The organism is Nocardioides exalbidus, from assembly GCF_900105585.1.
GTDB lineage: Bacteria > Actinomycetota > Actinomycetes > Propionibacteriales > Nocardioidaceae > Nocardioides > Nocardioides exalbidus.
Genome location: NZ_FNRT01000002.1, coordinates 308099 through 329452 on the forward strand (window position 1 = coordinate 308099; position 21354 = coordinate 329452).

Annotated in this window: 21 protein-coding genes; 14 read left to right on the forward strand and 7 right to left on the reverse strand. The window is 71.6% G+C overall.

The window, feature by feature from the left end; genetic code table 11:
- The first annotated feature begins 25 nt into the window (after positions 1–25).
- The 3 genes from BLV76_RS01885 (at position 26) to BLV76_RS01895 (ending at position 2994) form a co-directional block, all read left to right on the forward strand.
- Positions 26–559 carry a PH domain-containing protein gene (locus BLV76_RS01885; RefSeq protein WP_090972198.1) on the forward strand — a complete coding sequence of 178 codons (534 nt, stop codon included), beginning with the start codon at positions 26–28 and terminating at the stop codon, positions 557–559.
- The gene (locus BLV76_RS01890) at positions 556–2088 is read left to right on the forward strand and encodes a PH domain-containing protein (protein WP_175539532.1); all 1533 of its coding nucleotides are present in this window, start codon (positions 556–558) and stop codon (positions 2086–2088) included. Before BLV76_RS01885 ends, BLV76_RS01890 begins: the two co-directional genes overlap by 4 nt.
- A 126-nt stretch (positions 2089–2214) precedes the next feature.
- Positions 2215–2994 carry an exodeoxyribonuclease III gene (locus BLV76_RS01895; protein WP_090967610.1) on the forward strand — a complete coding sequence of 260 codons (780 nt, stop codon included), beginning with the start codon at positions 2215–2217 and terminating at the stop codon, positions 2992–2994.
- Here BLV76_RS01895 and BLV76_RS01900 read toward each other — a convergent pair.
- Entirely contained in the window at positions 2987–4291 is a 1305-nt protein-coding gene (locus BLV76_RS01900) for an MFS transporter (protein ID WP_217630232.1), read from the reverse strand. The genes BLV76_RS01895 and BLV76_RS01900 overlap by 8 nt on opposite strands.
- Before the next feature lie 71 nt (positions 4292–4362).
- On the opposite strand from BLV76_RS01900, the gene BLV76_RS01905 reads away from it, so the two are divergent.
- Genes BLV76_RS01905 through BLV76_RS01915 form a run of 3 tightly spaced genes read left to right on the forward strand, consistent with a single transcriptional unit; the run spans position 4363 to position 7023 of the window.
- Positions 4363–5328, forward strand: coding sequence for a GlxA family transcriptional regulator (locus BLV76_RS01905; protein WP_217630233.1), 966 nt, complete (start codon positions 4363–4365; stop codon positions 5326–5328).
- Positions 5329–5373: 45 nt separating this feature from the next.
- Entirely contained in the window at positions 5374–6543 is a 1170-nt protein-coding gene (locus tag BLV76_RS01910) for a DNA recombination protein RmuC (protein ID WP_090967612.1), read from the forward strand.
- A gap of 21 nt (positions 6544–6564) precedes the next feature.
- Positions 6565–7023, forward strand: coding sequence for a DUF6542 domain-containing protein (locus BLV76_RS01915; protein WP_090967613.1), 459 nt, complete (start codon positions 6565–6567; stop codon positions 7021–7023).
- A gap of 181 nt (positions 7024–7204) precedes the next feature.
- Here BLV76_RS01915 and BLV76_RS01920 read toward each other — a convergent pair whose 3' ends face one another.
- Positions 7205–7828: an L-threonylcarbamoyladenylate synthase gene (locus BLV76_RS01920; RefSeq protein ID WP_090967614.1), complete on the reverse strand. Its 624-nt coding sequence runs from the start codon at positions 7826–7828 to the stop codon at positions 7205–7207.
- Between the two features lie 9 nt (positions 7829–7837).
- Positions 7838–8833, reverse strand: a complete 996-nt coding sequence (locus BLV76_RS01925; protein WP_090967615.1) for a 4-hydroxy-3-methylbut-2-enyl diphosphate reductase — start codon at positions 8831–8833, stop codon at positions 7838–7840.
- 71 nt (positions 8834–8904) lie between these two features.
- Between BLV76_RS01925 and xseA the strand changes: the two genes are divergently transcribed.
- Complete coding sequence (xseA, locus tag BLV76_RS01930) at positions 8905–10158, forward strand: exodeoxyribonuclease VII large subunit (protein WP_090967616.1); 1254 nt, start codon at positions 8905–8907, stop codon at positions 10156–10158.
- Entirely contained in the window at positions 10151–10354 is a 204-nt protein-coding gene (locus BLV76_RS01935) for an exodeoxyribonuclease VII small subunit (RefSeq protein ID WP_090967617.1), read from the forward strand. The genes xseA and BLV76_RS01935 overlap by 8 nt, the downstream gene beginning before the upstream one ends.
- Positions 10355–10422: 68 nt before the next feature.
- Here the strand turns inward: BLV76_RS01935 and BLV76_RS01940 are convergent, their stop codons facing one another.
- Complete coding sequence (locus BLV76_RS01940) at positions 10423–10962, reverse strand: DUF4245 domain-containing protein (protein WP_090967618.1); 540 nt, start codon at positions 10960–10962, stop codon at positions 10423–10425.
- A 44-nt stretch (positions 10963–11006) separates the two neighbouring features.
- On the opposite strand from BLV76_RS01940, the gene glpX reads away from it, so the two are divergent.
- On the forward strand, positions 11007–12011 hold the full coding sequence (gene glpX, locus BLV76_RS01945; RefSeq protein WP_090967619.1) for a class II fructose-bisphosphatase: 1005 nt from the start codon (positions 11007–11009) through the stop codon (positions 12009–12011).
- Here glpX and BLV76_RS01950 read toward each other — a convergent pair.
- The gene (locus BLV76_RS01950) at positions 11976–12809 is read right to left on the reverse strand and encodes an alpha/beta fold hydrolase (protein ID WP_175539533.1); all 834 of its coding nucleotides are present in this window, start codon (positions 12807–12809) and stop codon (positions 11976–11978) included. The two genes, glpX and BLV76_RS01950, sit on opposite strands and share 36 nt — an antisense overlap.
- A 90-nt stretch (positions 12810–12899) precedes the next feature.
- Between BLV76_RS01950 and BLV76_RS01955 the strand changes: the two genes are divergently transcribed.
- Positions 12900–13823, forward strand: coding sequence for an alpha/beta fold hydrolase (locus tag BLV76_RS01955; protein WP_090967621.1), 924 nt, complete (start codon positions 12900–12902; stop codon positions 13821–13823).
- 43 nt (positions 13824–13866) lie between these two features.
- On the opposite strand, the gene galK is transcribed toward BLV76_RS01955, so the two are convergent.
- Positions 13867–14964: a galactokinase gene (gene galK, locus BLV76_RS01960; RefSeq protein ID WP_245734500.1), complete on the reverse strand. Its 1098-nt coding sequence runs from the start codon at positions 14962–14964 to the stop codon at positions 13867–13869.
- A 175-nt stretch (positions 14965–15139) separates the two neighbouring features.
- On the opposite strand from galK, the gene BLV76_RS01965 reads away from it, so the two are divergent.
- Genes BLV76_RS01965 through BLV76_RS01980 form a run of 4 tightly spaced genes read left to right on the forward strand, consistent with a single transcriptional unit; the run spans position 15140 to position 19439 of the window.
- Positions 15140–16417, forward strand: coding sequence for an extracellular solute-binding protein (locus tag BLV76_RS01965; protein WP_175539534.1), 1278 nt, complete (start codon positions 15140–15142; stop codon positions 16415–16417).
- Complete coding sequence (locus BLV76_RS01970) at positions 16414–17352, forward strand: carbohydrate ABC transporter permease (RefSeq protein ID WP_245734501.1); 939 nt, start codon at positions 16414–16416, stop codon at positions 17350–17352. Before BLV76_RS01965 ends, BLV76_RS01970 begins: the two co-directional genes overlap by 4 nt.
- A gap of 1 nt (position 17353) precedes the next feature.
- Positions 17354–18193 (forward strand): carbohydrate ABC transporter permease, encoded by an 840-nt coding sequence (locus BLV76_RS01975; RefSeq protein WP_090967623.1) that lies wholly within the window; start codon positions 17354–17356, stop codon positions 18191–18193.
- A 7-nt stretch (positions 18194–18200) separates the two neighbouring features.
- Entirely contained in the window at positions 18201–19439 is a 1239-nt protein-coding gene (locus BLV76_RS01980; RefSeq protein WP_090967624.1) for an ABC transporter ATP-binding protein, read from the forward strand.
- Between the two features lie 18 nt (positions 19440–19457).
- Here the strand turns inward: BLV76_RS01980 and BLV76_RS01985 are convergent, their stop codons facing one another.
- On the reverse strand, positions 19458–21083 hold the full coding sequence (locus BLV76_RS01985; protein ID WP_090972206.1) for an amylosucrase: 1626 nt from the start codon (positions 21081–21083) through the stop codon (positions 19458–19460).
- Between the last annotated feature and the right edge of the window lie 271 nt (positions 21084–21354).

The following is a 21354-nucleotide window of genomic DNA, read 5'->3' on the forward strand; positions in this document are numbered from 1 at the left end:
GGGCCCACCTGCAAGACTCGCCCGCATGAGTGACGACGGGGGCACGGTCGACGGTGGGGACAGCGCCGAGCGGAGGGCGATCCTGCGCGAGCCCGCCCACCAGGTCTCGCCCAGGGCGGTGCCGTTCTGGACCGTCTCCGCCCTGCTCGGGGACGCCGTCGTGGTCGTCGCAGCCGCTGTCGCGTACTTCCTGGTCCCCGACGTCCCCGGGTGGGTCGGCCTGCTCGTCCTGCTCCTCGCGGTCGCGGCGGTCGCCCACGTCCTGCTCATGCCGCGCATCCGCTTCCGCGTGCACCGCTGGGAGGTCACCGACACCGCCGTCCACACGCGCGAGGGCTGGATCGGTCGCGAGAGCCGGATCGCCCCGATCAGCCGCGTGCAGACCGTCGACTCCCGGCAGGGCGCGCTGATGCGACTCTTCGGCCTCGCCTCGATCACCGTCACGACCGCCTCCGCCGCCGGCCCGATCACCGTCTCCTGCCTCGACGACGACACCGCCCGGCAGGTCGTCACCCAGCTCACCGCGATCACCGCGTCCACCGAGGGCGACGCCACGTGATCGCGGCCCCCGGCGAGCCCGGCGAGGGCTGGTCGAGGCTCAGCCCGCGCAAGCTGCTCCTCGACCCGGTCAAGGCGGTCGGGCAGTCGATCGTGCCGGTGGTCGTGGCGCTGGTCGGCATCAGCCAGAACCCGCGCTACTGGCCGATCATCCTGCCGATCGCGATCGTCGGTCCGGTCCTGTTCGGCGTGCTGCCGTGGCTGACCACCCACTACCGCCTCACCTCGACCCAGATCCAGGTCCGCAAGGGCATCCTCAACAAGCAGACGTCGACCGCCCCCCTCGACCGGGTGCGCAGCGTCGACCTCGAGGCCTCGCTCCTCCACCGGGTTCTCGGGGTGCAGAAGGTGCAGGTCGGCACCGGCGTCGACGACGACCGCATCACGCTCGACGCGCTGGCGGTCGCCGACGCGCAGGCACTGCGTACGACCCTGCTGCACCGCCGCTCGGCACCTGAGCCGGCCACCGTGGCGGAGGCGCCGGACGCCGGCGACGACGCATCCGCCGAGCGTGCGCCCCGGCCGACGACCTACGTCGAGCCGGCCCCCACCGTGCTGGCCAGGATCGACTGGTCGTGGCTGCGGTTCGCCCCGTTCTCGCTGGGCCGCCTGGTGATCGTCGCCGGCGCGGTCGGCCTCTTCTCGCAGTTCGCCGACAACCTGCCGATCTGGAACGAGGACACCGCCACCTCCGCGTGGCAGTGGATCACCCAGTTCGCGCTCGCCGTCGTCGCCGTCGTGCTCCTGGTCGGCGCCCTCCTCGGATGGCTGGTCGTCTCGGTCGGCGGCTACGTCGTGCAGTGGTGGAACTTCCTGCTCGTCCGCGAGCACGGCTCCCTCCACCTCACCTCGGGCCTGTTCACCCGCCGCTCGATCACGGTCGAGGAGGCCAAGGTCCGCGGTGTCCGCCTCACCGAGCCGGTCCTGATGCGCGGGGTCGGCGGCGCGGAGCTTGCCACCCTCGCGACCGGCGTCGAGGACGGTGTCACGACCGTGCTGCCGCCCTGTCCCCGCGGCGTCGCGATCGGGGTCGGCGAGACCGTGCTCGACCACAGCGGGCCACTCACCGAGCCGCTCGTCGCACACGGACCGAAGGCCCACCGCCGCGCGTGGTTCAGGCAGGTCCGCAACTCCCTCGACGTCGTCCTGGTGGCGGCGGTCGCGTGGTGGTTCCTCGACTTCTCGATCTGGTGGGTCGTGGCCCTCGCCGTCGTGGCGGTGCTGCTGGGTGCGGCGGCGGGCGAGGCGTCGTACCGCCATCTCGGGCACCGGCTCGCCGGCGACCACCTGGTCGCGGGCAGCGGCGTCCTTGCCCGGATCCGCACCGCCCTCGAGACTGACGGCATCATCGGCTGGGTCGTCACGCAGTCGTGGTGGCAGCGCCGGATCGGCCTCGCCGACCTCACCGCGACGACCGCCGCGGGCGACGAGCGCGTGCTCGTGCGCGACGTCCGGCTGGAGGTGGCGGTGGCCCTCGCCGACGAGACCACGCCCGGCCTGCTGACGGGGTTCCTGGCCCGGGAGAGTTGAACGCCCCTTCCGCTCGGGACAGAAGGGGCGTTCGGATCGTGGTCTCCTCACCGTACTCCGCGCCTCCCGGCCACGGGCGCAAATCCCGCTGCTGTGGACACGGCGGCGGGTTCGTAGGGTGGTGCCGTGCGCATCGCGACCTGGAACGTCAACTCCCTCCGCTCCCGCATCGACCGCGTCGAGGCCTTCGTGCAACGCCACGAGATCGACGTGCTGGCGCTCCAGGAGACCAAGGCGCGTGAGGACCAGCTGCCGCTGATGGGCCTGCAGGCGCTGGGCTACGACATCGCCGTCGCGGGCACCAACCAGTGGAACGGCGTCGCGCTGCTCTCGCGCGTCGGGCTCGACGACGTCGAGGTCGGCTTCCCCGGGCAGCCGCCCTACGGCGATCCTGCCGCGGCCGAGTCGCGCGCGATCGCCGCGACCTGCGGTGGCGTGCGGGTCTGGTCGCTCTACATCCCCAACGGCCGCAAGCCCGACGACCCGCACTACGTCTACAAGCTCGACTGGCTGGCCCGGCTGCGTGCGAGTGCCGGCGACTGGCTCGACGGCCAGACCGCGATGGTCGGCGACTGGAACATCTGCCCGACCGACGACGACGTCTTCGACATCGGACAGTTCGCGAAGTCGACCCACGTCACCCCGCCCGAGCGCGCCGCGTTCCAGGGGTTCCTCGACGACGGCTGGGCCGAGGTCACCCGCGCCCACGCGCCGGGCTACACCTACTGGGACTACTACCGCCAGCGCTTCGAGCGCGACCGCGGGCTCAAGATCGACTTCGTGCTGGCCTCCCCCGCGCTCGCCTCCCGGGTCACCGGTGCGTTCATCGATAAGGACGAGCGCGACCCGGCGCAGGGCACCGGCTCGCCGTCGGACCACGCGCCGGTCGTGGTCGACCTCAGCTGAGGACGACGGCCGGCCGCCGCGTGATGGCGTACGACATCCACGCGGCGACCGCGCAGAGCCCGGCCGCGGCGTAGAAGGCGGGGTCGTAGTCGCCGGTGAGGTCGCGGACCAGGCCCGCGCCGGTGGCGGCGACGGCCGCGCCGACCTGGTGGCTGGCGAACACCCAGCCGAAGACGATCGGGCCGGAGGCCGCGCCGAACCACTCGCGGCAGATCGCCACGGTCGGCGGCACGGTCGCCACCCAGTCGAGGCCGTAGACGATGATGAAGACCCACATGCTCGGCTCGACGTGCGGCGCCATCAGCGCCGGCAGCGTCATCAGCCCGACGCCGCGGAGCACGTAGTAGCCCACCAGCAGCAGGCGCGGGTCCCACTTGTCGGTGAGCCAGCCCGAGGCGATGGTGCCGACCACGTCGAAGACGCCGACGACGGCGAGCAGGCCGGCCGCGGTGGTCGCGGGCATGCCGTGGTCGTGGGCGGCTGGCACGAAGTGGGTGGCGATGAGCCCGTTGGTCGTCATCCCGCAGATCGCGAAGCCGCCGGCGAGCAGCCAGAAGGTCCTGGTGCGCGCGGCGTCGCGCAGCACCGCGAGGGCGCGGCCGGCGCTCGAGCCGACCTGCTGGTGCGGCGGCGGGCCGGGGTCGGCCTCGGTGGCGCCGAGCGCCTTCAGGCCCAGGTCGGCCGGGTGGTTGCGGAGGAAGAGCAGGACGAGGGGTACGACGGCCAGTGCGGCCGCGGACGCCAGCAGCGCCGCCGTACGCCATCCGTGGTTCGTGGCGAACCACGCCACCACGGGCAGGAAGATCAGCTGGCCGGTGGCGTTGCCGGCGGTGAGGATGCCGCTGACCAGGCCCCGACGGGCGACGAACCAGCGGCTGGTGATCGTCGCGACGAAGGCCATCGACATGGAGCCCGTGCCGATGCCGACGAGGAGGCCCCAGCAGAGGATCAGCTGCCACGCCTGCGTCATGAACACGGTGAGACCGCTGCCGACCGAGACCATCACGAGCGCGAAGGTGACGACCGGGCGGACGCCGAAGCGGTCCATCAGGGCGGCCGCGAACGGCGAGATCAGGCCGAAGAGCATGAGGTTGAGCGAGACGGCCGAGCCGATCAGGCCGTGCGACCAGCCGAACTCCTCGTGCAGCGGCTCGATCAGCACGCCCGGCACCGAGCGGAAGGCTGCCGCGCCGACCAGTGTCACGAAGGCGGTCGCCGCGACGACCCAGGCCCAGTGCAGCGGCGGTCGGCGCGTGGCGTCGGGGCCCGTCGGGGTCGCAGGCGTCGTCGTGGTCACCGGACGATCCTCGCTGCTGCGGCGACCGCTGCACGAGTGGCCGAAATGCCAACATGTGCAAGAATCCGGCCATGACGACTCCTCATCGCGTGGTCGTCCTCGCGATCCCGCCGGTCATCGGCTACGACCTCACCATCCCGCCGCAGGTCCTCGGCGAGGCCTACGACGACGCCGGGCGACCGCTCTACGACGTCCAGGTCGTCTCGCTCGACGGAGGTCCGGTCGCGGCCACCCGCGGCTACGCGATCGCACCGTCGGCAGGTCTCGAGGCGCTCGCGACGGCGGAGACCGTGATCGTGCCCGGCACCCAGATCGCGGGCCCGCGGCGCGACGGCACGCTCCCGGACGACATCCGCGCCGCCCTGGCGACCGTGCCCGCCGGCGCCCGCTGGGTGTCGATCTGCACCGGCGCCTTCGTGCTCGCCGCCGCCGGGATCCTCGACGGGCACCGCGCCACCACCCACTGGAAGTACGCCGACGACTTCCGCCGGCTCTACCCCGACGTCGCCGTCGACGAGGACGTCCTCTTCACCGACGACGGGCGGGTGCTGACCTCCGCCGGGCTCAGCGCCGGCACCGACCTCTGCCTGCACCTCGTGCGCCGGGACCACGGCACCGCGGTCGCCAACGCGGTCGCTCGCCACATGGTCGTGCCGCCGTGGCGCGACGGCGGGCAGGCGCAGTTCATCGAGCGGCACGTCCCGCGGCGCGGCGACGAGGCCACCGGCGACGTCCGCGCGTGGGCGCAGGCCCACCTGCACCAGCCGCTCGACGTGGCGACCCTCGCCCGACAGGCGTCGATGAGCGTGCGCACCTTCACCCGCCGCTTCCGCGACGAGACCGGCCAGTCCCCCGGCGCCTGGGTCACCCAGCAGCGGATCCGGCACGCGCAGCACCTGCTCGAGGCGACCGACCTGTCCGTCGACCAGGTCGCCGCCCGCGCGGGGCTGGGCACCGCGGCCTCGCTCCGCCAGCACCTCCGGACCAGCGTCGGGGTCTCGCCCTCGGCGTACCGGCGGACGTTCCGCGGCGCCTGACCTCGTCGCCGGGGTGGTGTCGGTGCCGACGTCCATGCTGGGGACATGGACACCTTCCCCCTGCTCCTCACCCTGGCGCTGGTCCTCGCCGTCGGCCTCGCGCTGGGCGCGTTGATCGGCGTGCTGTGGTCGCGCAGCCGCCCGGCAGACGACGGCGCCGTGGCGGCGCTCCAGCAGCGCGTCGCCGACCACGCGGTCGTGCAGGAGGGCCTCGAGCGCCTCCAGGACCAGCTCAGCGACCTCGCCCACGACCGGACCGCGTGGCAGGCCCAGCTCCACCAGCAGGTGGCCGACATGCGCCTGTCAACCGACACCCTGCGTCGCGAGACGGCCACGCTGTCGACCGCGCTGCGCAAGCCGCAGGTGCGCGGCCAGTGGGGCGAGCTGCACCTGCGCCGCACCGTCGAGCTCGCCGGCCTTGTCGACCACTGTGACTTCGCCGAGCAGGTGACCTACGACGACGGCCGGCTGCGGCCCGACCTCGTGGTCTCCCTCGCGGGCGGGCGCACGATCGCGGTGGACGCAAAGGCCCCGCTGGCGGCGTTCCTCGACCTGACGAGCGCCGACGACCCGGCCGAGCACGACCGCGCGCTGTCCCGGCTGGGCGAGCACGTCCGCAAGCACGTCGGCGACCTGGGGTCGCGGCGCTACTGGGAGGCGATGCCCGACACGCCGGAGTTCGTGGTGCTGTTCCTCCCGGGCGAGGCGATCCTCCAGGCCGCGCTGCAGGCGGTGCCCGACCTCGTCGAGCAGGCCTCGGCGAAGAACGTCGTGCTCGCCACCCCGTCCACCCTCATCGCCCTGCTGCGCACCGTGGCCCAGGGCTGGCAGCACGAGGTGCTCAACGAGCAGGCCCAGCTCGTGCAGCGGCTCGGGCAGGAGCTGCACGCGCGGCTGGGCTCGATGGCCGGCCATCTCGACCGGGTGGGGCGCTCCCTCAACGCGAGCGTCGTGGCCTACAACCAGGCGATGGGCTCGCTCGAGGGCCGCGTGCTGGTCTCGGCCCGGCGCTTCGTGGAGCTGGGCGTGACCACCGAACCGCTCGAGCAGCCCCGCCAGGTGGAGACGGTCCCGCGGTCGACGGCCGCCCCCGAGCTGGGCGTGTTCGACGAGGTCCCCGGCGCGGTCGGTGAGCCCACGCTCGACGACCTGCTGGTCGGCGAGCCCCCGACGGGGCACTCCCACGACCCGGCGCGCCGCGCGCCGGGCGCCTGAGATCGGTCCTAGGTTGACCCCGTGACAGAAGCCGACGGGTTCTGGAGGGCGTTCTGGGAGGTCGGGCACGAGCCGGGCCGCCAGGTGGTGTCCCTCGGGGTCGCGGTCACCCTCACCGCGGTCAGCTACGACATGCTCCTGTCGGGCCGGCTGACGCTCTTCTTCGACCTCAGCTTCATGACGCTGTGCCTGGGCCTGGCCGCGCTCGTGCGACGTCGCGACTTCTACATGGTCGCCCTGCTGCCGCCGGTGCTGATGACCGCCGTCTTCACCTTCATCGCCCTCGTCGCGCGCGACGCGGTGGCCGAGGTCGACGACAGCCTGCTCCAGGCCGTCGTGTCCGGCGTCGCCACCCACGGCATCGCACTCTTCGTCGGCTACGCCCTCTGCCTGGGCTGGCTCGGGTGGCGGCTGCATCGCGAGAGCGAGACCGGGATGGCGATCGAGCTCAGCCACGAGCTCGGCCGCCGCGCCGGCTGACGCCGACCGGGCGGTTCGTGCCCGTCCCAACCGCCGACCGGGCGGTTCGTGCCCGTCCCAACCGCCGACCGGGCGGTTCGTGCCCGACCGTCCCCGGCACACGGGCACGAAGTGCCCGGTCACCATGCAGGACGGGTACGAAGTGCCCGGTCACCTCACGTGACGGGCACGAAGTGCCCGGTCAGTCCTCGAAGCGCGAGACGTCGCCCGCCCCGCGTCGTACGACGACGGGCTCGCCCTCGCTCCAGTCGATGACCGACGTGGGCTCGGCGGTCACCTCGCCGGACTCGATCACGATGTCGACGACGTGGTCGAGGTCCTCCTTGATCTCCCAGCCCATCGTCCGCGCCTCGGTCTCGCCGGGCAGGATCAGCGTGCTGGTGAGGATCGGCTCGCCGAGCTCCTCGAGGAGCGCGCACACGAGCGGGTGGTCGGGGATCCGGACGCCGACCGTGCGCTTCTTCGGGTGCATCAGCCGCTTCGGGACCTCGCCGGTGGCGGGGAGGATGAAGGTGTAGGGGCCTGGGGTGGAGGCCTTGATCGCGCGGAACGCGTTGTTGTCGACGTGGACGAACTGCCCCAGCTGGGAGAAGTCCTTGCACATCAGCGTGAAGTGGTGGCGGTCGTCGAGCTCGCGGATCCGCAGGATCCGGTCGCGGCCGTCGCGGTTGCCGAGCTGCGCGCCGAGCGCGTAGCCCGAGTCGGTCGGGTACGCGATCAGCTCGTCGTTGCGGAGCGCCTCGACGACCTGGGTGACGAGCCGCGTCTGCGGGTTGTCGGGATGGATGTCGAGGAAGCGGGCCACGACCGGGCCTCAGGCCTTCTGGGCAGCGCGCAGGTCGCGACGCAGCTCCGGCGGCAGGGCGAAGATGAGCGACTCCTCGGCGGAGTGGACCGCGCGGGCGTCGGGGAAGCCGCGCTCGGACAGGAAGGCGAGCACGCCCTCGACGAGGTCCTCCGGCACCGACGCGCCCGAGGTGACCGACACCTGCTCGACGCCCTCGAGCCAGGCCTCGTCGATCTCGGTGTGGTCGTCGACGAGGTAGGACGCCTTCGCGCCGGACTCGAGCGCGACCTCGACGAGTCGGACCGAGTTCGACGAGTTGCGCGAGCCCACCACGATGACCAGGTCGGCCTCCGCGGAGATCTCCTTGATGGCGAGCTGGCGGTTCTGCGTGGCGTAGCAGATGTCGTCGCTCGGCGGGTCGAGCAGCAGCGGGAACTTCTCCCGGATCGCGGCCACCGTCTCCAGGGTCTCGTCGACGCTCAGCGTGGTCTGCGACAGCCAGGCGACCTTCGCGGGGTCGCGCACGACGATGCCGGCCACGTCGGCGGGGCTCTGGACGAGCTGGATGTGGTCGGGCGCCTCGCCGGCCGTGCCCTCGACCTCCTCGTGCCCCTCGTGCCCGATGAGCAGGATGTCGTAGTCGTCGCTGGCGAAGCGCTTGGCCTCGTGGTGGACCTTGGTCACCAGCGGGCAGGTCGCGTCGATCGTCTTGAGGCCGCGGTCGGCCGCCTGGGCGTGGACCGCCGGGGAGACGCCGTGGGCGGAGAAGACGACGGTCCGGCCCTCGGGCACCTCGTCGAGCTCCTCGACGAAGATCGCGCCGCGCGACTCGAGGTTGGCCACCACGTGCTTGTTGTGCACGATCTGCTTGCGGACGTAGACCGGGGCGCCGTAGAGGTCCAGCGCCTTCTCGACCGTGATGACCGCGCGGTCCACACCGGCGCAGTAGCCACGCGGCGCTGCCAGCAGGACGTTCTTCGCGGTCTCCGGGTCGAGCACCGGGGGCAGGCCGAGGTCTGTCATGGGGTCGAGTCTACGGGCCCGACCCCGCCTGATCGGCCGGTCCTGTCGCTGCCCTCCCCTATCCTCGCGGCGTGCCCTCACTCCGCGACGCCACGGCCGAGTCCCCGGCCCCCGTGCGCGCGGTCGCCAACGCCGTCTCGCAGTGGATCGACAAGCTCGGCGGGGTGTGGGTGGAGGGCCAGATCGCGCAGGTCAACCGCCGCCCCGGCGTCCAGACGGTCTTCATGACGCTGCGCGACACCGTCGCCGACATCTCGGTGACGCTCACGTGCCCGCGCTCGCTCGTCGACTCGATGAACCCGCCCCTGGTCGAGGGCGCCAGCGTCGTCGTCCACGCGCGCCCGAGCTTCTACGCCAACCGCGGCAACTTCTCGCTGGCCGCGCGCGAGATCCGGATGGTCGGGCTCGGCGAGCTCCTCGCCCGGCTGGAGCGACGCCGGCAGCTGCTCGCCGCCGAGGGCCTCTTCGCCAGCGAGCTCAAGCGCGACCTGCCGTTCCTGCCGGGCCGGGTCGGCCTGGTGACCGCGCCCAACAGCGCCGCCGAGCGTGACGTCCTGGAGAACGCGCGCCGCCGCTGGCCCGCCGTCCAGTTCGAGGTGGCCTACGCCGCGATGCAGGGCACCCGCTCCGCCGCCGAGGTGATGGAGGCGCTCGACAGGCTGGAGCGCAACGGCGACGTCGATGTCATCGTGGTCGCCCGCGGCGGCGGCTCGATCGAGGACCTGCTGCCCTTCTCCGACGAGGCGCTGATCCGCGCGGTCCACGGGATGCGCACGCCGGTCGTGTCCGCGATCGGCCACGAGCCCGACCAGCCGCTGCTCGACCTCGTCGCCGACGTCCGTGCCTCCACCCCGACCGACGCCGCCAAGCTCGTCGTGCCCGACATGGCCGAGGAGGCGCACGGCGTCACCTGGGCGCGCGACCGGCTGCGCCAGGTGATCACGCAGCGGATCGCCCGTGAGCAGGAGTGGCTCGCGCAGGTCCGCTCGCGGCCGGCGATGGCCGACCCCCGCAACCTGCTCTCCGCACGGTCCGACGAGCTCGACGACCTGCTGGCGCGTGCTCGTCGTACGCTCTCGCACCGCCTCGACCGCGCCGCCGACGACATCGGCCACCACCGCGCACGCGCCCAGTCGCTCTCGCCGCTGGCGACGCTGCAGCGCGGGTACGCCGTCCTCCAGGACGCCGACGGGCACGTCGTCACGTCGGTCGCGCAGGCCATCGCCGGCGCGGCCGTCTCGGTCCGGGTCGCCGACGGCCGGATCCACGCCACCACCGACCGCATCGAAGAAGCCAGCCTGATCCAGGAGGATCCCGATGAGTGACGCAACCCCCGGCTACGAGGAGGCCCGCGAGGAGCTCATCGAGGTGGTCCGCACCCTCGAGGCCGGTGGGACCACCCTCGAGGAGTCGCTCGCCCTCTGGGAGCGCGGCGAGGCGCTCGCGAAGATCTGCCAGCAGTGGCTCGACGGGGCCCGCAAGCGGCTCGACGAGGCGACGGGCGCGGAGTCCGCCGACTGACCGCTGGCGGTGACCCAGCCACCTCCGGGGCGCCGGGAACGTGGCTCACGCACCGCCCACCGGGCGGATCAGCGCGTCAGGAGCCCGAGGAACGTCTCGAGGTCCTCGACCGGCGCGGAGCCGTAGACGAGCAGGTTCTGGTCGCCAACCTCGGTGGAGTAGCCGTGGTCGCCACCGTCGTCGGACCAGGTCTGCCAGGTGTCGGTGATGTCGGAGGTCACGGACGCGTCATCGCCGGGCTCGGCCTTCTCGTCGATGTAGGTCTCGACGAGGTCGTCCACCGACGTGCGCTCCTGGCGGATGCCGACGAACTTGCCGTCGTCGGTGAGGACGCCCAGGCCCCAGCGCGGGTCGTCGCTGCCGAACAGCGGGTCGACGCTCGTGGCTGTCCAGCCCGCCGGGAGCTCGCGCGGGTGCACGACCGCGTAGCCGGCCCGCTCGGCGAGCTGGACGCTCTGCTGCCAGTCGACGGGCGTGGGCGTGTCGTCGGTGTCGGTGCGGAAGATCCCGCGCCACGCGACGAAGGCCAGCACGAAGACCACCGTCACGATCAGGGCGCCGGTCATGCCGCCGAACGAGCGGTTGTACCGGCTCGGCTGCTCACTCACGGGCCCATCCTCCCAGTGCGTGCCCGGCCGATAGCATCCGCCCCATGAGCGCCAGCGCCCCGCAGCCCGAACGCAACCTCGCCCTCGAGCTGGTGAGGGTCACCGAGTCAGCCGCCATGGCCGCCGGCCGCTGGGTCGGCCGCGGCGACAAGAACGACGCGGACGGCGTCGCGGTCGAGGCGATGCGCTACATGATCTCCACGGTCGAGATGCGCGGCACGGTCGTGATCGGCGAGGGCGAGAAGGACAACGCCCCGATGCTCTTCAACGGCGAGCAGGTCGGCGACGGCACCGGTCCCGAGTGCGACGTCGCCGTCGACCCCATCGACGGCACGACGCTGACCGCCAAGGGCATGAGCAACGCGATCTCCGTGCTGGCGGTGTCGCCGCGCGGCACGATGTACGACCCGAGCGCGGTGTTCTACATGGACAAGCTCGCCACCGGGCCGGAGGCCGCCGACCACGTCGACATCAGGCTGCCGGTCAAGGAGAACATCGCCCGGGTCGCGAAGGCGAAGGGCATCTCGATCCACGACGTCACCGTCGTGCTGCTCGACCGGCCGCGCCACGCGAAGCTGGTCGAGGAGATCCGCGAGACCGGCGCGCGCATCAAGTACATCACCGACGGCGACGTCGCCGGCGCGATCATGGCCGCCCGGCCCGACACCGGTGTCGACCTGATGCTCGGCGTCGGCGGCACGCCGGAGGGCATCATCACGGCGTGCGCCATGAAGAGCATCGGCGGCAAGATCCAGGGCCAGCTGTGGCCGCAGGACGACGACGAGCGGCAGAAGGCGCTCGACGCCGGCCACAACCTCGACCGCGACTTCGTGCTCGGCACCGACGACCTGGTCACCGGTGACGACGCGTTCTTCGTGGCCACCGGCATCACCGACGGTGAGCTGATGCGCGGCGTGCGCTACCGCGGCAACGGAGTGACGACCCACTCGCTCGTCATGCGCTCGCGCAGCGGCACGGTCCGCTCCATCACCGCCGAGCACCAGCTCTCGAAGCTACGCAATCTCTCCACGATCGACTTCGACAACTGACAGCGGCGCGGCCGGGCGCAGCGCGGCCGTGACCGCGGCGATGACGTCCGGGTCGAACGCCATGCCCAGGTGCGACGACCGCACCTCGACGGCCGTGGCCGCCGGGTCGATGCACGCGCGCCAGTCGACGATGCCGTCGCGCCGCGAGTAGATGGCGGTGAAGTCCACGTCGTCGGACAGTGGCGCCCGCGCCTGGTCGAAGCTCTCGCGGGCGCACACGCCGGCCACGCAGTCCTCGGCCATCAGGTTGCGCATCCCGGCCCGGTTGAGCCGGACCAAGAGGTCGACGCTGCGGGTAAGCGACGCGTGGTGGGCGCCGGGCGCCAGCATCGGGCTGCCCATCGTCACGATGCCCGCGACCAGGTCGGGACGACGGGCTGCGACGCCGCGGGCGAGCATCCCGCCGAGGCTGTGCCCGACGATCCGGACGCGCGACCCGCGTCGCTGGGAGATCTCCTCGAGGCGCTCCTCGAGCTGCGCAGCGGCGGCCAGGGTGCACCCGACGTTGGCCCGGATGTCGGACCGGTAGGTCCGGAAGCCGTCCCACCGCAGCGCGCGGCTCATCGGCGCGAGCGAGGAGTCGCCGGCCAGGAAGCCCGGCACCAGCAGGACCGGCTCGGTCGCGCGCACGGGCGCGGAACCGCACGGCGTACGACGTCGGGCGCCGCGGGAGCCCAGCGCGCGCACCGCGTAGCGACCCGCCTCCGACACGACCCGGCCCTCGCGAAGGACGGCGACCACGGGCGGCTGGGAGAAGCCGTCCGGCGTCAGGAAGGTCGCCACTGTGCGATGCGTCACAGTCGCCGAACCTAGCCCAGAACCCCCAAGGAATGGGGGACATCCCCCACTGTGCATCGTTTTGGGTATGCCGTCGTGTTCACTGGGGGCATGTCATCTCGTCGTGCCAGCACCGAGGCACCCGTCGTGTCCGAGGAGCTCTTCGCGCCCGTCGGCAACGAGGTCGAGCTGTGCTACCAGACCTTCGGCGACCCCGACGGTGAGCCGCTGCTGCTGGTGATGGGTCTCGGCGGTCCGATGAACTGGTGGGACGAGGACTTCTGCCGGCTGCTCGCCTCCACCGGCTTCTTCGTCGTCCGCTACGACAACCGCGACACCGGTCGGTCCACCCGGATCAAGGCGCGGGTGACCCGCGGCCAGCTGGTCCGCGCGTTCAGCGGGCGCAAGGCCAAGGCGCCGTACTCCATGAGCGACCTGGCCTCCGACGCCGTCGCCCTGATGGACCACCTCGGCTGGGAGTCCGCCCACGTCGCCGGCATCTCGATGGGCGGCATGATCGTGCAGACGATCGCCGTCGAGCACCCGAAGCGGGTGCGCTCGTTGACCAGCATCATGTCGACGACCGGGCGCCGCACCGTCGGCTGGCAGGACCCGCGGATCATCCCTGCGCTGCTGGCCCCGCGGAAGCCGGGCCGTGAGTCCTACGTCGAGACCAGCGTCGCGTTCTGGGGCGTCATCGGCTCGCCGGAGTTCCCCAGCACCCCGGAGAAGCTGGCCAGGCGGGCCGGAGAGACCTTCGACCGCGGCTACAGCGCGAGCGGGATGATGCGCCAGATGCTGGCGATCCTCAAGCAGGAGGACCGGACGCACCGGCTGCGCAGCCTCCGCGTCCCGGCGCTGGTCATCCACGGCAACGCCGACAAGATGGTGCACGTCAGCGGCGGCCGCTCGACCGCGGCCGCGATCCCCGGCGCGGAGCTGATCACGATCGACGGCATGGGCCACGACCTGCCACCCGAGCTGTGGCAGCAGGTCGTCGAGGCGATGGGCCGCACCGCCGACGCCGCTGGTTGAGCGCTGCTGGCACGTGAGTCTCCCGGAGACTCACGACCGGGCGTCAGGCCTCGAGCCGCCGCGCGCCGGCCTCCGAAGCGGCGGTGAAGACCGTCGGCTCGCCGAAGCCCGCGTCGGCGAAGGCACGGCGTACGACGTCACCCGCCGCGTCGACGGAGTCGGCCGGGACCAGCCCGATCACGCAGCCGCCGAAGCCTCCGCCGGTCATCCGCGACCCGACCGCGCCCGCCGACAGCAGCGCCTCGGCCGCCGTGTCGACCTCGGGTACGGTGATCCGGAAGTCGTCGCGCATCGAGGCGTGGGACGCCGTGAGCAGGGGCCCCAGCTCGTCGAGCCTGCCGCCCCGCATCACCTCGACCGCCTCCAGCACCCGGGCGTCCTCCGTGACCACGTGGCGGACGTAGCGCCGCAGCTCGTCGTCGTCCAGCCGGCCCAGGGCCTCGTCGAGGCCTGACGCGGTCACGTCGCGGAGGGCGGTCACCCCGAGCCGGCGGGCCGCCTCCTCGCACCCCTGGCGGCGAGCGGCGTACTCCCCGTCGGCGTGGCGGTGCGGCGCGCGCGTGTCGACGACGAGGAGGGTCAGGCCGGAGGCGGCCGGGTCGAACGGCACGGGCTGGGAGGTGAGGTCGCGCATGTCGCAGAACAGGGCGTGCCCGGCCTCGCCGCGGAGGCTGACGAGCTGGTCCATGCCGCCGGTGGCGGCGCCGACGGCGTCGTTCTCCACGCGCCGGCTCAGCGCCAGCAACCCGGCCGGCCCGAGGTCGAGGCCGAGGTGGTCGTCGAGCGCGCAGACCACGGAGCACACCAGCGCGGCGGACGAGGAGAGCCCGGCCCCGGTGGGCACGTCGGAGTCGACCTCGATCCGCAACGGGGGCACCTCGACACCGTCGTCCCGGAGCAGCCACAGCGCGCCCAGGACGTAGGTCGTCCAGTCGGGGACGTCGGGCCGGTCGGCGAGGCCGGAAGGCTCCACCTCCACCTCACCGTCGGTCTGCGCCGACACGACCGTCCATCCGTCGGCGGCCGGCGACAGCGTCGTCGTGCACCCCATCGCCAGGGCCAGGGGCAGCACGAAACCGTCGTTGTAGTCGGTGTGCTCGCCGATCAGGTTGATGCGTCCGGGCGCGAACCAACGACTCACGACAGGCCTCTCGGGTTGCGGATTCCGCGGAATCTCGAAGGGAGGGGGTGCGGTTGCCAAACCCTATCGCCACCGGATAGACCAGTGATCGACGTCATACAGAGGAGGGCGCATGGCATCACGATCATCGTCGCGTTCGCGGGGTCGCCCAGGGGGAAGACGCATCGCCGGATCGGTGGCCACACTGGCCCTCGCCGGCAGCCTCCTGACGGCTTGCGGAGGCGACTCGGGAACACCCACGCTGAACTGGTACGTCAACCCCGACGGGGTCGACACCTTCCGCACCTACGCGGAGAAGTGCAGCACGGACCAGTACGACATCGCGGTGCAGCAGCTGCCGTCGAGCGCGACCGACCAGCGCACCCAGCTGGCGCGACGACTCGCTGCGCAGGACTCGTCGACCGACCTGATGAACCTCGACCCGGTCTTCGTGGCGGAGTTCGCCAACGCCGGCTGGCTCGAGAAGGTGCCGGACGACCTGGCCGGCGACATCACCGACGGTGGTGACTACCTGGAGGGTGCCGCCGACACCGTCACGTGGGACGACGGCGTCTACGCCATCCCGCTCTGGGCCAACACGCAGGTCCTCTGGTACCGCAAGTCCCTCGCCGAGGCGGCCGGGCTCGACATGAGCCAGCCGGTCACGTGGGACCAGGTCATCGACGCGGCCGACAAGGAGGGCGGCACGGTCGGCGTTCAGGCCAACAAGTACGAGGCCTACGTGGTGTGGATCAACGCCCTGATGCAGGGTGCCGGTGGCGACATCGTCAGCGACACCGAGGCCGGCCGCGACGCGAAGGTCGACCTCGACAGCGACGCCGGCCGCGACGCGGCAGCGGTGATCCAGAAGCTCGCCGACAGCAAGGCCGCCCAGGCGGACTTCACGGTCTCCAACGAGGGCACCAGCCTCGGCCAGATGTTCCCGGCCGAGGGCCCGGGCGAGTTCATGGTCAACTGGACGTTCGTCTACGCCAACTACAAGGGCCTGGTCGGCAAGCCGGGCGGACCGGCCGACGAGCAGCAGTTCGAGGACCTCGGCTGGGCGCGCTACCCGCAGACGGTCGAGGGCGAGGCCTCCAAGCCCCCGATCGGCGGCATCGACATCGGCGTCGGCGCCTACTCCGACAACGGCGACTTCGCGATGGAGGCCGCCCAGTGCATCACCTCCACGGAGGCGCAGGTCGACCTGGCGGTCAACGACGGCCTGATGCCGTCGACCAACTCGGCCTACGAGAAGGTCGCCGCCACCGGTGACTTCCCCGAGGACCTGCTCGACCTCTACCGCACCAGCGTGGACGAGGGCGGACCGCGGCCGAAGAGCCCGTTCTACAGCCAGATCTCGAGTGCGGTGCAGTCGGTCTGGCACTCCCCGACCTCGGTGAACCCCGACTCGACGCCGAAGAAGTCGGCCGAGTACCTCGCCGACGTCCTGGCCGGAAAGAGGCTCCTGTGACGAGCACGACCGTCGCCCCCGACACGAAGGCGAGCAAGCGCGCGGCGATGAGCGACCGCTCGCGGGCCGAGAACAGCCTCGGCATCCGGTTGGTGGCACCCGCCATCTTCCTGATGCTGCTGGTGACCGCGTTCCCGATGCTGCGGGCGCTCTACCTCAGCCTCTTCAACTACTCCCTCACCGCACCCGACGACCGCAAGTTCATCGGGCTGGGCAACTACGTCACCGCCCTGACGGACTCACTGTTCTGGCGCGACACCGCGGTGACCGTGCTGATCATGGTCGTGACCGTGGCGTTCGAGCTGGTCATCGGCTTCGTCTTCGCCATGGTCATGCACCGGGTGATCTTCGCCCGCGGCATCATCCGCACGTCGATCCTGATCCCCTACGGCATCATCACCGTGGTCTCGGGCTTCGCCTGGCAGTTCGCCTTCAGCAACAACAACGGCTTCGTCAACGGGTGGCTGCCGTTCATCGGCGACGACTTCAACTGGTTCGGCCAGTTCGGCAGCGGCATCGTCGCGATCATGGTCTCCGAGATCTGGAAGACCACGCCGTTCATGTCGCTGCTCCTCCTCGCCGGCCTCGCCCAGGTCTCGGAGGACATGCTCGAGGCCGCCAAGGTCGACGGGGCCACCTGGTGGCAGCGGCTCTGGAAGGTGATCCTGCCCAACATGCGCTCGGCGATCATGGTCGCGGTCCTGTTCCGCGCCCTCGACGCCTACCGCATCTTCGACAACATCTTCGTGATGACGGCGGGAGCGCAGGGCACCGAGTCGGTGTCGTTCCTGACCTACCGGCAGGTCATCGAGCAGTTCCAGCTGGGGATCGGGTCCGCACTGTCGGTGCTGCTGTTCCTCTCGGTGCTGCTGATCGCGTTCCTGATCGTGAAGATCTTCCGCGTCGACCTGGCCGCAGCGCGGCAGGAGGGCTGACATGAGCACCAAGAACAAGATCGGCGTCGTCATCGGCGCAGTCCTCATCCTCGTGTGGTGCCTGCTGCCCGTGGCGTGGATCATCTCGCTGTCGTTCAAGAGCCAGGACGCCATCACCAACGGCAGCCCGGGCTTCCTCCCGTCCGAGGGGGGCGGGGCAGGCTGGCAGAACTACTCCGACGTGCTCGCCGACGAGCAGTTCCGCCGGGCGATCTTCAACTCGATCGGCATCTCGCTCATCGCGACGGCCCTGTCGGTCATCATCGCCACGCTGGCGGCGTACGCCATCGCGCGGCTGGAGTTCACCGGCAAGAAGTTCGTGCTGACGCTGGCCCTGGTGATCGCGATGTTCCCGGTGGTCTCGCTCGTCGGGCCGCTGTTCGACATGTGGCGCACCTTCGGCATCTACGACACCTGGCCGGGGCTGATCATCCCCTACATGTCGTTCACGCTGCCGCTGGCGATCTGGACCCTGTCCGCCTTCTTCCGCGAGATCCCGTGGGAGATGGAGCAGGCCGCCCAGGTCGACGGCGCGACGTCGTGGCAGGCGTTCCGCAAGGTGATCGTGCCGCTGGCCGCACCGGGCGTGTTCACCGCCGCGATCCTGACGTTCTTCTTCGCGTGGAACGACTTCGTCTTCGGCATCTCGCTCACCTCGACGGAGAACGCACGACCGATCCCGGCCGCGCTGTCCTTCTTCGTCGGGGCCGACCCGTTCAACCGGCCGGCGTCACTGCTGGCTGCCGGAGCCGTCGTCTCGACGATTCCGATCATCGTCATCGTCCTGCTGTTCCAGCGCAAGATCGTCGCCGGCCTCACCTCCGGCGCAGTGAAGGGGTGATCAGCTCATGGCTGGCATTCAGATGAAGAACATCGTCAAGAAGTACGGCGACGGCTTCCCCGCCGTGAACGACGTGAGCATCGACGTGGAGGAGGGCGAGTTCCTCATCCTCGTCGGCCCCTCGGGCTGCGGGAAGTCGACGCTGCTGCGGATGATCGTGGGCCTGGAGGACATCAGCGGCGGCGACATGGTGATCGGCGGCAAGCGGGTCAACGACCTCGCGCCGCGCGAGCGCAACCTGTCGATGGTGTTCCAGAACTACGCGCTCTACCCGCACCTCACCGTCTACGAGAACATCGCGTTCCCGCTCCGCCTGGCCAACAAGCCCGAGTCGGAGATCGACGAGAAGGTGCGCGAGGCGTCGAAGACGCTGGAGCTCGACGAGCACCTCGAGCGCAAGCCCGGCAACCTGTCGGGCGGCCAGCGCCAGCGTGTCGCGATGGGTCGCGCGATCGTGCGTGACGCGGAGGCGTTCCTCTTCGACGAGCCGCTCTCCAACCTCGACGCCAAGCTCCGTGGCCAGATGCGCACGGAGATCTCGCGGCTGCAGAAGCGGCTCGGCATCACCACGGTCTACGTGACGCACGACCAGACCGAGGCGATGACTCTGGGCGACCGCGTCGCGGTGCTCAAGCGTGGCGTCCTGCAGCAGCACGCCACCCCGCGCGAGCTCTACGAGAACCCCGCCAACCTCTTCGTGGCCGGCTTCATCGGCTCCCCGCCGATGAACTTCCTGCCCGCGACGGTCAAGGGCAACCAGGTCGAGCTGCCGTTCGGCACGGTCACGATCCCCGAGGACAAGGCCGCCAAGGTCCAGGACAAGGGCCTGCTCATCGCCGGCATCCGGCCCGACCACTTCGAGGACGCCAGCGTCGTGGACAGCGACAAGGTCACCGAGGAGGCGACGTTCAAGGCCAAGGTCGACGTGGTGGAGTGGCTCGGCAACGAGGCCTACGCCTACATCCCGTTCGAGGCGCCGCCCGAGGTCCGCGAGCAGCTCGCGCAGCTCGAGAAGGACCTCGACGGCGAGTCGCTGCGCACGCAGCTGGTCGTCTCGCTCGACGGCGCCAGCCGGATCGCCGAGGGTGACGAGGCCACGATCTGGGTCGACGCCCGCAAGATCCACCTCTTCGACCCGTCCACCGGCGACAACCTCACCATGGACCACGACAAGGCCGGCATCGTGCCGGGCGGCAACGTCATGGCCAAGGCCGAGCAGGTCGGCGAGGAGCAGGACGCCGTCTAGCCCGGAGGCTCGACCTCCTCAGGCGCCGCCGTCGTGCAACCAGGCGGCAGTCCACGGACCCAGCCGGACCGCCCCCTCCACCAGTGAGGGGGCGGTGCCGGTGAGGGCGTCGCGCAGGCCCGGTACGTGCAGCCCGAGCCAGTGGAGCACGTCCGCGTCGACCCAGGCCTCCTCGTCACTGACGTTGGCGGCTGCCAGCAGCGGCCCGTCGCTGTGACGTCGTACGACGAGCAGCACCCGCGGGTCGCGCGGGTCCCACACCTCCGTGGGGACCGTGGCGGCCAGCTGCGGCAGTGAGCGTCGTACGTCGACGAGGTGCCGCAGCCCGCTCGTGATGCCGTGCGGGTCCGCGTCCGCCTCGCTCCACGCCATCCGCGGGCGGTGGACCCAGCGGTTGTCGGCGGCGTGCGCGGGGTCGTCGACGAACCCGAGGTCGTTGGGCAGGCCGATCTCGTCGCCCATCCAGAGCACCGGCAGCCCGCCGAACGACAGCACGATCGCGTGCGCCAGCAGGATCCGGGGCACCGCGCCGGGATCGTCCGCCTCGAGCCCCGCGAGGGAGGCCAGCGAGCCCGAGATCCGGCGGTCGCCGGTGACGTCGTTCTGCTGGAACACCAGGCCGCGCGCCCACGAGCCGGGGAACGACCCGGAGTACCAGTCGGACAGGAACCGGCGGTGCGCCACCGGGTCGATCCCGAGCGCCCACGCGTCCTCGTCGGCGATCGCCCAGCCGATGTCGTCGTGGCACCGGACGTAGGTCACCCACGACGTGGTCCCCGGCGGCTGCGGCACCTGCTGGAGGGCGTGGGAGGCCAGCCGCACGTCGCGCGCGGCCAGCATCGACCAGACCTGGACCATCAGCCCGTTGTGGTAGGCGAGGTCGCTGACCTTGCCGGCGTGCGGGCCGACGCCGAGGTAGGCCGGCAGGTCGGCCGGCCCGACGATCGCCTCGGCCTTGAAGAGGACCGAGGGCGCCGCGATCCGGGCGACGGTGCGCAGCGCCCGGGTGAGCTCGTGCACCTCGGGCTGGTTCTGGCAGTCGGTGCCGAGGCGCTTCCAGATGAAGGCGATCGCGTCGAGGCGGAACACCTCGACGCCGAGGTTCGCGAGCTCGAGGATGATCGCGGCGTACTCGCAGAGCACCGCCGGGTTCGACCAGTCGACGTCCCACTGGTAGTCGTTGAACGTCGTCCAGACCCAGCCGGCCAGCTCGTCGTCCCACGTGAAGCTGCCCGGCGCGAAGTCGGGGAAGACCTCGGGCAGCGTCACCTCGAACGCGTCGGGCGTCGCGCGGTCGTCGTACACGAGGAAGTAGGCGCGCTTGTCCGCGTCCCCGGCGCGCGCGGCGACGGCCCACTCGTGCTCGCGCGCGACGTGGTTCAGCACGAGGTCGAGGCACAGGCTGATGCCCTGCGAGCGCAGGACGGTCGCGAGGTCGCGGAGGTCGTCGGTCGTGCCGAGGTCGGGCCGCACCGAGCGGTAGTCCATCACCGCGTAGCCACCGTCGTTCGGCGCCGGTCGCGGCGTCAGCAGGGGCATCAGGTGGAGGTAGCCGACACCCAGCTGGCGGAGGTACGGCGCCCGCTCGGCGACCCCGGCCAGCGTCCCGCCGAAGCGGTCGGCGTAGGCCGCGTAGCCGAGCATCCCCTCGCGCTGGAACCAGTCGGGGGCGTAGCCGCGCCGCAGGTCGAGGTCGCGCAGCTCGGTCGGCCGCGCCTCGTGTGCCGCCCGGGCGATCGCGACCAGCCGGTCGGCCACGCCGGGCACGGCGTCCGCGCCGTAGACCCGCCCGAGCGTCTCGCGGAGGTCGGGGAGCAGCCGACGCAGCCTGTTCTCGAAGTCGACGTCGGACGGGAGCACGGCACCCAGTATGGCGGCCCGGCGGCGACGGGCCCCGGGGGCTCGCGCTCCCGGG